We start from the raw sequence: 13,111 nt of genomic DNA on the forward strand, positions 1-13,111 counted from the left end.
CTGTGGGCAAAAAAAAGCGCCCATGACGGGCGCTGACTTTTTATCCTTCCTGATAATCCGTTCTGTTTTTATTTCCTCCCTGACTCTCCTCCCTGAGATTTGTTGTTAAGGCGCTCCCTCAGGCTGAGCGCTGTTCTGTCAATGGCTTTTCAGTGCATGGTTCCGGGCGCTGGCCTGGTGCGTGATTCGGGAGACAGAGTCAGCACCCGGTCGGCACGGATCTCCCGCTGTTCAAAGAAATCGAGGTCCAGCTCGCCGGATACGCTGACAAAATCCCCGGCATCGATCTGCTGATAACCTTCGTCATCCAGTGGGTTGTAGCCGAGGCCGATGGTATCGATTCGCATCTCACGCACGCCGGTGTCCAGGGTAAACTCGCGGCCTTCGATATCCTTCACCATACCGGTCACACTGACCTCCTGCCCCTCTGTGCGAGGGAACGCAAAGTAACTGCCGACATAGATATTGGTGATATCTTCCTCATCCACCGGACTGGCGAAGAAAGTGCTGTTGAGGCTGTCCACATGGACACTGGCCGCCTCAATGGAGCGAATCTCGTACAAGTCATCGTCGATTCGACCGTAGACAATGACTTCCTGCCCTTCGAGCAGTGCTCGCCCCTCCTGGTACCAGTCCCAGTCGTCCATTTCCACCGAGATCACCCCTTCACCGAAGTCCAGGGCAAAGCGATCGTCCTGGGCGGCCACCACTTTGCCGCTGATGCTGATCCAGCTATCGTCGGACTTGGCGTAGGGATCCACTGCCATCGCTGCCGCAGACAACGCCAGCCCAGCAGCCCCCACAGCCATACTCCCGAGAGTGCTGCGGATGCCAGTTGCCAGCCTGTGTGTCTTGTGCGGAATCATAAAACCTCCATTTTTGCGTTTCCGTTGCCTTCACCTCTAGACCTGCGATCGCCAACGTCATTTTTAAAGGGCACATCGATTCGATCTCGGTATAAGCAAGCAGCATCCATAACCAGGAGAGATGTGAATCGAGGCGCCAGATCTGCGCCTCCACTGGCGCAAAATTCAGCAAAGAGCAGACTGAACGGATCGCCCTGAACTAGGCTTGAGGGAGCGAAAAAGAGAGTGAGGCTCAAGATGATCATCGCCACCGATATGCCGGAAGTCGCACAGTGCGCAATTTCCCAGTGCGCCTACAACACCGACAATAACTGCCATGCCCGAGCCATCACCATTGGACATGGTGACATTCCCGGCTGTGATACCTACTTCAATAATTCCAAGCATACCCGCAGTAACCGCTCTGCCGGGGTCGGGGCCTGTAAAGTCTCGGCGTGCGATCACAATGAGGACTTCGAATGCTGCGCCGACAGTATCAATGTCGGCGAACAGGGTGGCGAGGTTAGATGCATGACCTGTAGCTGCAACTAGCCGTCACCATCAACACAAAAGGCCGGCAAGCTGCACCGCTTGCCGGCCTTTTTTTACCGCTGAATCACCCCCTACCTTACGGGACTGCGACCACCAGTCGCCAGCTGCGGCTGGCAGGCAGCGGGAGCGAATATTCACCAATGCAATCAGGCACTGCCTTCGATATCGGGCTGGCCCGGCTTGAAAGCGGGGCGACTGTCGGCGGGCGCACCTGTGCCAGCAGGAGACTCCCAAATAATCGGGCCCGCATCCAGATGGCTCTCCAGCCAGGGGCGGTAGCGCTGCTCAAGCAATTTACGTTTGATTTTCATGGTGGGGGTTAGCAGTTCATTTTGCGGTGTCCACTCCTCCTCCGTAATGAAGATACCCCCGATTCTCTCGTGATATTGAAGCCGCGCATTGACGTCACCAAGGGTTTTCTCCAGCTGGTTGGCCACATCGTTCTTGGCCATGCTGCGGGCGAGTTCGGACAAGGTTGCCAGCATCACAGGTTGCTTCATGCCATGTCCGAGCACGCACACCTGCCCCAGCAACGGTTCGTCACCAAACAACCCTTCCAGCTGCGGCGGTTGCACAAACTTGCCCTTGCTGGTTTTGAAGGTATCGGAGATACGACCGGTGACGTGCAGCAATCCCGCCTCATCAATAAAGCCTGCATCCCCGGTGTGATAATAACCATCGCGCAACACCTCGGCGGTCTTGTCCGGCTCCCGGTAATACCCCTTCATCAACGCACGACTCTTGAACAGGATCTCGCCCTGGTCGGAGATTTTTACCTCACAGTCCCAGAAGGGCTTGCCCACGGTGCCCGGTACTGGCGTATCTCCCATATGGGTGATGCAGCCATAAATAAAGTTTTCCGTCATGCCATAGCCGTCCGTGACCATCATGCCCATCTGGTGATACCAGCGCAGCAAATCGATCGAGATGGGAGACGCCCCCGTTACCAGCATGCGGGCGCGGTCAAGGCCGAGACCGCCCTGGATCTTGCGGCGCAACCAACCACGCAAACCGGGAACCCTGAGCAGAAACTTCTGCAACGAAGGCGGCAGCTTTGCATCAATCCCCTCTTTGAACTTGGCCCACAAGCGCGGCACCGAGAAGAACATGGTCGGGCGTGCGCGCTTCAGATCCTCGAGAAAGGTGTCGAGGGATTCCGGAAAATGAACCGGGGTGCCGGAATACAGACTATGGAACTCAATGACGATCCGCTCAGCCGCATGGGCCAGCGGCAGGTAGGAAAAAAATCGGTCTCTTTCATCGTAGCCGAAGCCGCGCACCATGTTTGGAACCGCAAAGCTGAGAGCGGACCAGGTGTGCATCACCCCCTTGGGGTTGCCGGTGGTACCGGAGGTGTACATGATGGTGAACACTTCGTCTTCACCGAACAGCGGGCTTTCTGGATAGGGCCTGTGGGTTTCCAGAAGCTCCTCGAGGGTGCTGTCACACTCTATTTCACAGCGCTGGATGGCGACGGATGGCAAGCGGCCCGCGACCTGCTTCAGGGATTCGTTGTCATCACTGGCACCGCAGAAGAGCAACTTGCTGTCGGAGTGCTGAAGCACATATTCCATCGAGCTCGCCGACTGGCCCGGATACAGGGGCACACTCACCATCCCGGCGAGCATGATGCCGATATCCACGATAATCCAGTCTGCGCAGTTCTTGGCATGAATCGCGATACGATCGCCCGGCTCGAACCGCTCCCGCAAAAAGCTGGCGATCCGCCGCGCGCGATCCATGACTTCACTCCAGGTGTACTCGCGCCACTCGCGGTTCCACATCTGGCGCAGGTAAACCTCCCCAGCCTGCTCGCGCTCCCGCTGATAGAGAAGTTCCAGTGGCTGCTTGCCAGCCACCAGCTGGTACTTTTGCTCTGGGGTCATGATATTCGCCTCGCGCTTGCTTTTATTATCCGGTTCGACCTTGATCCTGATTCGCCGCGAAACCGCTGCAGGCCACTTACAGAGTACTCGTTCTATTTACAGGCAGACCAGTTGAACGGCAGGTTTTGGCGCGCTTTTCACCCACTCTGGCTCGGGCGTCGTGACTGGATTAAGGGAAAGGTTCGCTAACGGCAGGAATACGAGGCCAGGGAGAACGGCACAGATAATAAAAAGCCCGGCAAGGCCGGGCTCAGGTCAATTCAGTTACAGGCTGAATTTATTCAGGCAGAGCTTCAAAACCCATATTGTACAGGGTGAAGCTGAAGATATCGGCGTACTGCTCGATGCTCTTGGAGACCGGTGTGCCGGCACCGTGACCGGCCTTGGTCTCGATGCGAATCAACGTCGGCGCCGGACCCGCCTGCTTGTCCTGCAAGTGCGCGGCGAACTTGAACGAATGCGCCGGCACCACACGATCATCGTGATCGGCAGTAGTCACCAGCGTCGCCGGGTACTGTACATCCGGCTTCACGTTGTGCACCGGTGAGTATCCCTTGAGATACTCAAACATTTCCTCGCTCTCTTCGGCGGTACCGTAGTCGTATGCCCAGCCAGCACCCGCGGTGAAGGTGTGGTAGCGCAGCATATCCATCACACCCACGGCGGGCAGGGCAACCTTGAACAGGTCCGGCCGCTGCGTCATAGAAGCGCCCACCAGCAAGCCACCATTGGAGCCACCACGAATTGCGAGGAAGTCGCTGGAGGTATACTTGTTGTCGATCAGGTATTCGGCAGCCGTGATGAAGTCATCAAACACATTCTGCTTTTGCAGCTTGGTACCGGCCTTGTGCCACTCCTTACCATACTCACCACCGCCCCTCAGGTTCGGCACCGCGTAAACGCCACCCAGCTCCAACCAGGCTGCATTGGCAATGCTGAACGAGGGAGTCAGGCTGATATTGAAACCACCATAACCATAGAGAATGGTCGGGTTCTTGCCATCCAGCTCCAGACCCTTCTTGTAGGTAATCATCATCGGGACACGGGTGCCATCGCGAGAGGTATAGAACACCTGCTTCGACTCGTAGCGATCCGCTTCAAAGTCAGCACCGGATTCCCGGTAGATGGAAGACTCACCTTCTTTTACGTCGAAAGAGAAAATGGTGGAAGGCGTCTTGTAGTTGGTGAAAGAGTAGTAAAGGACTTCGTCTTCTTTCTTGCCGCTGATGGAAGTCGCGCTACCCGGCCCCGGCAGGGCAATCTCCCGGATGCGATTCCCCTCGTAGTCGTACTGGTAAATTTTTGAGAGCGCATCCACCATGTACTCAGCGAAGAAGTAGCCACCGCCAGTGGAGGCCGTCAGGACATTTTCGGTTTCCGGGATGAAATCGGCCCAGTTTTCCGGTTCGGGATTCGCCGCGTCAACAGTGACCACTTTCTTGTTCGGGGCACCGCGGTCGGTTACCAGGTACAGCTTGCTGTCGACATTATCGATAACATAGGTATCGGACTCAAAATCTGTCAGCACCGGGATCAGGGGCGCATTTTCTTCAGAGAGGTCGCGGATAAACAGGTCATTACCGGAAGTGGATTTCGCTCCGGAAATTACCAGATAGCGGTCATCCTCGGTAACGTAACCCTGTACGTAACGACGCTTCTCCTCTGGCGTACCACCAAATACCAGTTCGTCCTTGGATTGGGGCTGACCGAGCTCATGATAATAGAGCTTGTGCTGGTCGGTCTTTGCGGAGAGTTCACTACCTTCCGGCTTATCATAGCTGGAATAGTAGAAGCCCTCGTTGCCTTTCCAGGAAATACCGGAGAACTTTACGTCCACCAGCGGCTCCTCCAGCACTTCCTTGGACTCCGCATCGATCACAATGATCTTGCGCCAGTCACTACCGCCCTCGGAAATCGAGTAAGCCGCGATAGAACCGTCTTTGGAGAAACTCAGGCTAGCGAGAGAAGTGGTGCCATCTTCGCTGAACTTGTTCGGATCGAGGAATACCTCCGGCTCTCCCTCACCCTTCTTCCGCCAAACGACCGACTGATCCTGCAGGCCGTCATTGCGATAGAAATAGGTGTACTCCCCCTCGGTAAAGGGACGACTCACTTTTTCATAATTCCACAGGGATTCCAGGCGCTCTTTCAGGGTTTGCCGGTAGGGAATGCCCTCCAGGTAGCCGAAAGTCACCTCGTTCTGGGCCTTCACCCAGTCCCCGGTCTCCTCACTGCGGTCGTCCTCCAACCAGCGGTAGGGATCGGCCACTTCCGTTCCGAAGTAGGTATCCACAACGCCATCCTTTCGGGTTTCCGGGTAGGTGATACTGGCAACCGGCGTTTCTGCCGCAGCCGCCGTATCGTTGTTCGGGGACTCTCCGGAGCAGGCAGCCAGCATGCCCACTACAGCGAGGGAGGTAAGCTTTCTCATGACTCAATCTCTTGCGTGTTCTTATCAAATGTCTCAGCAGAGTCTCTCTGCAAAGGAGGTGCCGTCGGGGCAACTGCTGTAGGAGACCTTTATACGCAAAAAAATTGCACTCTGCTCACGAGCATGTCACTGCAGAGGCTTTCATTAAACTCTCAAACAAAATCAGAATATCCAACTGAAAAGGCTTAAAGCAACAGGATTATGAGCTAAAGAAAGTCTCACTGATCGGAAATCCAGAAATTCTCCAAGAAGTTTTCGCTAGCTGCAGAAAGGGCGACCGCAGAAAGGATGGCTAGCGAACAACGATCTCACCACCCTTCATCACGAAATCCACCTCCAACAACTCCTCGATATCCGCCAGCGGTGAGCCGTCGGTGGCGATGATGTCCGCCTGCTTGCCGACCTCCAGTCTACCGAGGCTGTCGCCCATACCGATCAGGTCGGCGGCATTGATTGTGGCGGACTTGAGGATGGACATGGTGTCCATGCCGGCTTCGTGCATCAGCACCGCCTCGCGGGCATTTTCACCGTGTTTGGATACACCGCTGTCGGTACCGAAGGCAATGTTCACCCCGGCATCCACCGCCTTGGCGAAGTTGCCTTTCATATCGTTGCCTACACGGATGGCCTTTTCTTTCTGGGCTTCACTGAGGATCTCGGTGTTCTTCGCCATCTGCACCACGGTGTCGCCAGCGAGCAGGGTCGGTACCAGGTAGGCACCGGAGCGCTTGAACAGCCGGTGCGAGGCCGGACCGGCGTAAGACCCGTGCTCAATGCTATCGACCCCCGCTTCCAGCGCGGCGATGATGCCGGCTTCCTGATGCGCATGGCTGGCCACCTTGCGGCCCATTCGTTTTGCCGACTGTACGACCTCCTTCAGTTCGTCCATTTCCATCTGCTGGCCGGTGCCGGTCGCGCGGTCTGTGAGCACACCGCCGGTGGAGGTGATCTTGATCAGGTCAGCGCCGTACTTGATGGCGTGACGTGTCGCCCGGCGGCAGTCGTAGGGGCCATCACAAACCGTCTTGTTCTCCTGGTCGTGAAAGGCCATCAGCTCGGGGCTGACGCCACTGATGTCGGCATGCCCCCGGTAATGCCAACGCCGCCGGCGGCGATGATGCGCGGACCATCGATCCAGCCGTTGTTGATGGCATCACGCATGGCGTACATCTCCTGCGGGCTGGAGCCCACATCACGCACGGTGGTGAAGCCCGCTCTCAGGGTGCGCATGGCAAACATCAGTGAGCGCATCTGCATCAGTGGCTTGGACATTTTCAGGGCATCGGAGTCGTTGCCGGGACCCAATTCCCCCTGCAGGTGCACGTGCATATCCATCAGGCCCGGCATTACGAAGCTGTCCCTGAGGTCGATGACGCTGGCGGTGCCTTCCTGCACATACCCTTCCCGCACATCGGTGATGACGCCGTCCTCGATAAAAATACTGCGCTCTGTCAGGGGCTTTTCGCCGGGCACGGCTAGCAGCTGGCCGGCGTGAATAATGGTGGTCTTGGCGATCGCGCCGCAAGAGATAAGAGCGGCCGCCGCGGCAGCCAGAAGAGACTTTGTCATGGCCTGATCCCTATCGTTATTGTTGGGACCAAGCTACTGAAAAACCGAAGGTCAGGCAATCCGACTGGCTATTCCGCTCGGCTCATCGAGCAGCGGTCAACGGATGGGGCGCAAACAAAAAGGCCTGCATCAATGCAGGCCTTTGCGTCGGGATTCCCTGGCTCCCTGGTCCCCTGGATACTGCGTGACCGTGCTTAGCTGACTTTCTCCCCGTGCGCCTGCTTGTCGGCGTGGTAGGAGGAGCGCACCAGCGGGCCGCAGGCTGCGTGCTTGAAGCCGATCTGCTCGGCGTAGCGGCGGTATTCCTCGAACTCGTCTGGGTGGACATAACGCTGCACCGGCAGGTGTTCCTTGCTCGGCTGCAGGTACTGGCCGATGGTCAGCATATCGATATCATGCTCGCGCATGTCGTCCAGGACGGCGAAGATCTCTTCTTTCTCCTCGCCCAGCCCCACCATCAGTCCGGACTTGGTCAGCACATCCGGACGACGCTTCTTGTATTCCTGCAGCAGTTTCAGCGACCACTTGTAGTTGGCGCCGGGACGGGATTCACGGTACAGGCGCGGCACGGTTTCCAGGTTGTGGTTGAATACGTCCGGGGCCTCGGCCTCAAGGATATCCAGCGCCACGTCCATACGCCCGCGGAAGTCCGGGGTCAGGATCTCCACCTGCAGATTGGGAGAGTGCTCGCGCGCAGTGCGGATACATTCCGCAAAGTGCTGGGCCCCGCCGTCGCGCAGGTCGTCCCGATCGACGGATGTGATTACCACATAACGCAGCCCCATGGCGGCGATGGCTTCGGCCAGGTGCTGTGGCTCCTGCGGGTCCAGCGGATTCGGCTTGCCGTGGCCCACATCGCAGAACGGACAACGACGGGTGCAGATCTCACCCATGATCATGAAGGTGGCGGTACCACCACTGAAGCACTCCCCCAGGTTCGGGCAGCTAGCCTCTTCACACACGGTGGCGAGCTTCTGCGAGCGCAGGATGCTTTTGATACGGTCCACTTCTTTGGAGGCCGGGACCTTGACGCGAATCCAGTCCGGCTTGCGCAGCACCTGATCACTGGCGATCACCTTGACCGGGATGCGCTCGACCTTTTCGCCATCGCGGAGCTTTTCTCCCTGCTGCAGGCGGCGGGTGCGTTTTACCGGTACGAGATCGGGCCGCTCTGGCCTCGAGGTATTGTCAGCCATTGGTCGTTTCCTGTTCCTGCTCGGCGCGCGCACGCGCAAAAATTGTTTCGTCGACGGGGTGCCATTCCGCAGTGTCCAGGGATAGCGCTCTCATCAGCGCTCCTACGAACACCTCTGCCACTTCGCTCCAGGAGGGCACCGGTGCGATCAGCTCTGCCATCTGTACCATCTGCATGCCCGCATAACCGCAGGGATTGATGCGGAGGAAGGGGGCCAGATCCATGTCGATATTGATGGCGATGCCGTGGAAGCTGCAGCCGCGGCGGACACGGAGGCCGATGGAGGCAATCTTGTTGCCGGCTCGCGGCCCCTCGGTCAGGTAAACACCCGGCGCATCGGCGCGGGGGGCAGCTTCGATGCCGTAACTCGCCAGCATCTCCACCGTGGCATTTTCCAGGGCCGTAACCAGGTCGCGCACGCCGATTTTGGTCCGCCGCAGGTCCAGCAGCGGGTAGACCACCAGCTGCCCCGGGCCGTGATAGGTTACCTGGCCGCCACGATCCACCTGGACGACGGGAATATCGCCGGTATTCAGCAGGTGCTCGGCCTTCCCGGCCTGCCCCTGAGTGAACACCGGGTCATGCTCGACGCACCAGATTTCGTCGGGGCTGTCGGCATCCCGGCTATCGGTGTAGTGGGACATGGCACGCCAGACGGTCTCGTACTCGCGCCGCCCTAAATCTCGGATAATCGCCACTCAAAGCACCATGTGGATGGATGGATGGGCCTTCAGCTCTTCAAACAGGGCCCTCAACTGCTCTTCACCGGTGGCGACGATAAAGAAAGTCACCGAGGTGTAGTTGCCGTTACGACTGTCCCGCAGGGTAATGCGCTCTTCATCGAGATCCGGGGCGTGGCGGCGCATAACCTCGAGCACGAACTCGTGGGTGGCCTCATCGGCATCACGAACCACCTTGACCGGATAGTCTTCGCAGGGGAATTCGATTTTTGGGGGTTCTTGCTTGGGATCTTGGCTCATACCGCTCTCCAGGACCGCGCAGAAGACAATGGACCAGAACGGACAGCGCGGCCGGGCGGAGATTATACAGTGGTGAGCGATTTGTGGACAGTGACGACCGGGGACTGTGGCCGGCACCCGGGGTGGGTTGGCCACCTCCGGCGTCCGCCGAATTACGCACTCGAGATGAGAAGCCCCGTTGCCGGTAGTCGGTTGCGGGACCGTCTGCGGCCATGGACGGCCGCAGACGAGCGTACAGGGATGTATTCACAGCGTGTCCCGCAACCGACTACCGGTGGCGGGAGCGCCCAGGTGTCTCCGTCGAGCTCCAAAGGGCAGACGATTGGCCCTATTCAAGCACTACCCCTGCCGGAGCGGGGTTTTAGCTAAAAAAGCCCATCACAAAACGCTTGATGGCATCCCACATGCGCTTGAAGAAGCCCGCCTCTTCGACACCCTCGGCGGTGACTGCTTTCACCTCGGCGACGGTTTCGCCATCGAGGGTAACCACCACCTTACCTACCGGCTGCCCCTTCTCGAGCGGCGCTTCCAGCTCTCCATCGATGATCAGGTCGGCCTTGATGTTGTCCTCACCACCACGGGGAATCGTGACAAACACCTCTTCCTTCACGGCGATACCCACTTCCGGCTCCTTGCCGCCCCACACACGCTCGGTCTGTAGCACATCGTCAGGGCCATAGACCTTGTGGGTCTGGTAGTAGCGGAACCCGTAAGCCAGGAGTTTCTGGCTTTCCGCGGCGCGCTGTTCATCACTTTCGGTACCGAGCACCACAGAGATCAGGCGCATGCCACGCTTCTGGGCGGATGCGACCAGGCAGAAACCCGCCTCTTCCGTGTGACCGGTCTTGATGCCGTCCACCGCAGGATCACGCCACAACAGGCGGTTTCGGTTGGGCTGATTGATACCGGCAAAGCTGAAATACTTCTCGGCGTGGATGGGGTAATGCTGTGGATGATCCATGACAACCGCGCGCCCCAGTATGGCGAGGTCGCGGGCGGTGGTCAGGTGCCCCTCGGCAGGCCAGCCGGTGGCATTCTTGAAGGTGGTATCATGCATGCCGAGCAGCTCGGCCTGCTGGTTCATTACCTCAGCAAAAACCTCTTCGCTACCGGAAACAAACTCTGCCAGGGCAATACTGGCATCGTTGCCGGACTGGATAATGACGCCGCGCAGCAGGTCGATCACCGGCACTTTCTCACCAACCTTCACGAACATCTTCGAGCCGCCCTTGCGCCAGGCTTTTTCGGAGATGAGTACCTCATCAGTTTCTTTGATGGTGCCCTTTTCGATCTCCTCGGAGACGATGTAAGCAGTCATCATTTTGGTAAGGCTGGCCGGCGGCACCTGTTTGTCAGCATTTTCTTCCACCAGGATCTGACCGGTATGGGCGTCCATCAGCAGATAGGCGGTGGCCGACAATTGCGGCGGCGCCGGGATCAGGGGCTGCTCGGCTTGGGCAGAAACGGCGCTGGACAGCAGAACCAGGCAGGCAAGAAAGCGTTTGATCATGGGTTGTTGTCTCTTTATTCCTCGTGTTCGTCGATTCCTGAGCGCAAAGTTTCACGTAACCGGCTTTGCCAACCGGCTGGCTTCCCTCAGTCGTAGACGACAAGCGGGGTGCCGAGGCGGTTCTGTTCCACCGACTCGCGCGCGGCCACCAGGGAACGCTGCTGGGCGAGCGGCCCAATCCTCACGCGGTACAGGGTCTTCGCGCCATTGAACACCGGACTGACGGATACAGGATAGTCGACCACTGAGGCGACCTGCCCCCGCACACGGTTCGCCTGACTGCGATCGCTAAAGGCGCCCACCTGCAGATAGGTATTCGAGGGCAGCTTGAAGCTCGCATCCTGCGCCAGCGCTTCCCGCGCGGTGACATCTTTTTCAGCGACCAGGGTATCCGTGGCCGATGGCAGCGTGTCCGGGTCCAGCGCCACTACCTCTACGCGGGCCACCCCTTTATCGATATAGCCCAGCTTCTGTGCCGCTGTATAGCTCAGGTCGATGATCCGCCCGGGCACAAAGGGGCCGCGGTCGTTGACCCGCACGATAACACTGCGGCCATTGTCCAGATTGGTAACCTTGGCGTAGCTGGGCAGTGGAAGTGTTTTGTGAGCGGCGGACATGGCGTACATGTTGTAAATCTCGCCATTTGCGGTACGTCGGCCGTGAAACTTGGTGCCATACCAGGAGGCATAGCCAGTGTCCTTATAGCCCTTCACTCCCTTCATAATGCTGTATTTCACGCCATTGACGACGTAGGGGGACTTGTTTCCCGCCTTGCCAATGGGTTCGCGCACCGGCGTCGGCTCTGGTGTGGCGAGCATGTCCACCGGCGTCGCCGGACCGCTGTCTTTGATTTCGTCCCAGGCGGGCTCAGCGGGCTTTTGGGGCTGGCTACTGCAGGCAGCCAGCAACAGAACGGCTGCCGCGGCAGCCAGACGCTTGTTATTTGTCAGCATGAGATCCCCCGACGGGTGGCGTCAACCGGCCGCACACCCAAACCGTTTTTATCTGGTATTGACTATTACATTCGAATTTTTGATGAACGGCACCCCCGTTGGTTCCCCGGAAGGTGCCCTCAATACACGCTATTTTTTCGCCAGAGCGGGCTGATTACGAGCGGCCACCGCGGGCTTTGACGATTTCCTGCGCCAGGTCGTATACCGCCATCGCGTACAGGCGGCTGCGATTGTAACTGGTAATTACGGAAAAATTCTTGAGACCGATCCAGAATTCTTTACCTTGCTGCGTCTGCAGGGAGAAAACATTGGCGGTCATGTCCGGATCAACCTGCGCGGTGGTTGCAAAGCCCTTCTCTTCCAGCTGCCCCACAGTCCACTGAGGCTTCAGCGAGTCGTTTACGATGGTCATGTCGGCATTCGGGCGCGGAGTGGCCAGCACAACAACCGGGTCCAGGGGCAACCAGCCGTGCCGGGCCAGGTAGTTGCCCACACTGCCGATGGCATCCTCAGTGTCCTCCCAGATATCCACCCGGCCGTCATTGTTGAAATCCACCGCGTAAGCGCGATAACTGGATGGCATGAACTGGCCGAATCCCATGGCGCCGGCATAGGAACCCTTCAGGTCGGTGGGCTGGAAGCCCTGATCCCGGGCCAGCAAAAGGAAGTTCTCCAGCTCCTTGGTAAAGAACTCAGAACGACGGGGATAGTTGAAAGCCAGGGTTGCCAGTGCATCCAGCACCCGGAAGCTGCCCATGTTGCCGCCGTAGCGGGTCTCGACACCGATGATGGCAACGATCAGCTCTGCCGGCACACCATACTTTTTCTCGGCCTCTTCCAGGGCTTTCTTGTTTTTGTCCCAGAAATCCACACCGCCGGCAATGCTCTGCGGCGTGACAAATAAGGTGCGGTACTCGTACCAGGGTTTGGCCTTCTCAGCGGGGCGCTGGATTGCCTTGAGAATGGAGTCCTTGCGCTTGGCCTCGCGCATCAGGGCCAGCATTTCTTCACGATCAAAGTCGTACTTCTCCACCATATAGTTGACGAATGCCTGCGCATCCGGATTGTCGCCGTGGCCGGGTTCCTGCGCGCAGGCGGAGAGCATCATCCCCAGCCCCATCAATAGTCCCGTGGTCCACTTCAAAACTACCACTCCTGTTCTCATAGTGCGTCTCTACATCCAAGTACAT

At 58.2% G+C, this 13,111-nt stretch carries 12 protein-coding genes; 1 reads left to right on the plus strand and 11 read right to left on the minus strand.

Annotated elements, in window-relative coordinates; genetic code table 11:
- Nucleotides 1-149: 149 nt before the first annotated feature.
- Nucleotides 150-866, minus strand: coding sequence for a single stranded DNA-binding domain-containing protein (locus tag AWR36_RS11700; RefSeq protein ID WP_067085138.1), 717 nt, complete (start codon nucleotides 864-866; stop codon nucleotides 150-152).
- Nucleotides 867-1,091: 225 nt separating this feature from the next.
- Between AWR36_RS11700 and AWR36_RS11705 the strand changes: the two genes are divergently transcribed.
- Entirely contained in the window at nucleotides 1,092-1,397 is a 306-nt protein-coding gene (locus AWR36_RS11705) for a DUF1540 domain-containing protein (RefSeq protein ID WP_231745312.1), read from the plus strand.
- 146 nt (nucleotides 1,398-1,543) lie between these two features.
- Here the strand turns inward: AWR36_RS11705 and AWR36_RS11710 are convergent, their stop codons facing one another.
- From AWR36_RS11710 to mltB, 10 genes are all read right to left on the minus strand, one after another.
- Entirely contained in the window at nucleotides 1,544-3,283 is a 1,740-nt protein-coding gene (locus tag AWR36_RS11710; protein WP_067085143.1) for an AMP-binding protein, read from the minus strand.
- A 277-nt stretch (nucleotides 3,284-3,560) separates the two neighbouring features.
- Nucleotides 3,561-5,714, minus strand: coding sequence for a prolyl oligopeptidase family serine peptidase (locus AWR36_RS11715; RefSeq protein ID WP_067085145.1), 2,154 nt, complete (start codon nucleotides 5,712-5,714; stop codon nucleotides 3,561-3,563).
- A gap of 292 nt (nucleotides 5,715-6,006) precedes the next feature.
- The gene (locus tag AWR36_RS11720) at nucleotides 6,007-6,765 is read right to left on the minus strand and encodes an amidohydrolase family protein (RefSeq protein ID WP_255353982.1); all 759 of its coding nucleotides are present in this window, start codon (nucleotides 6,763-6,765) and stop codon (nucleotides 6,007-6,009) included.
- Nucleotides 6,765-7,283 (minus strand): amidohydrolase family protein, encoded by a 519-nt coding sequence (locus tag AWR36_RS16440; RefSeq protein WP_255353983.1) that lies wholly within the window; start codon nucleotides 7,281-7,283, stop codon nucleotides 6,765-6,767. Before AWR36_RS16440 ends, AWR36_RS11720 begins: the two co-directional genes overlap by 1 nt.
- Before the next feature lie 194 nt (nucleotides 7,284-7,477).
- Entirely contained in the window at nucleotides 7,478-8,479 is a 1,002-nt protein-coding gene (gene lipA, locus AWR36_RS11725; protein ID WP_067085147.1) for a lipoyl synthase, read from the minus strand.
- Entirely contained in the window at nucleotides 8,472-9,176 is a 705-nt protein-coding gene (gene lipB / locus AWR36_RS11730) for a lipoyl(octanoyl) transferase LipB (RefSeq protein WP_067085150.1), read from the minus strand. Before lipB ends, lipA begins: the two co-directional genes overlap by 8 nt.
- Entirely contained in the window at nucleotides 9,177-9,458 is a 282-nt protein-coding gene (locus AWR36_RS16235; RefSeq protein ID WP_067085153.1) for an HP0495 family protein, read from the minus strand.
- A 361-nt stretch (nucleotides 9,459-9,819) separates the two neighbouring features.
- Nucleotides 9,820-10,968, minus strand: a complete 1,149-nt coding sequence (locus tag AWR36_RS11735; protein WP_067085155.1) for a D-alanyl-D-alanine carboxypeptidase family protein — start codon at nucleotides 10,966-10,968, stop codon at nucleotides 9,820-9,822.
- An 86-nt stretch (nucleotides 10,969-11,054) separates the two neighbouring features.
- Nucleotides 11,055-11,921, minus strand: coding sequence for a septal ring lytic transglycosylase RlpA family protein (locus tag AWR36_RS11740; RefSeq protein ID WP_067085158.1), 867 nt, complete (start codon nucleotides 11,919-11,921; stop codon nucleotides 11,055-11,057).
- A 154-nt stretch (nucleotides 11,922-12,075) separates the two neighbouring features.
- Entirely contained in the window at nucleotides 12,076-13,074 is a 999-nt protein-coding gene (gene mltB, locus AWR36_RS11745; protein WP_231745313.1) for a lytic murein transglycosylase B, read from the minus strand.
- Nucleotides 13,075-13,111: the final 37 nt, after the last annotated feature.

It is taken from the genome of Microbulbifer flavimaris (genome assembly GCF_001641755.2).
Taxonomy (GTDB): domain Bacteria; phylum Pseudomonadota; class Gammaproteobacteria; order Pseudomonadales; family Cellvibrionaceae; genus Microbulbifer; species Microbulbifer flavimaris.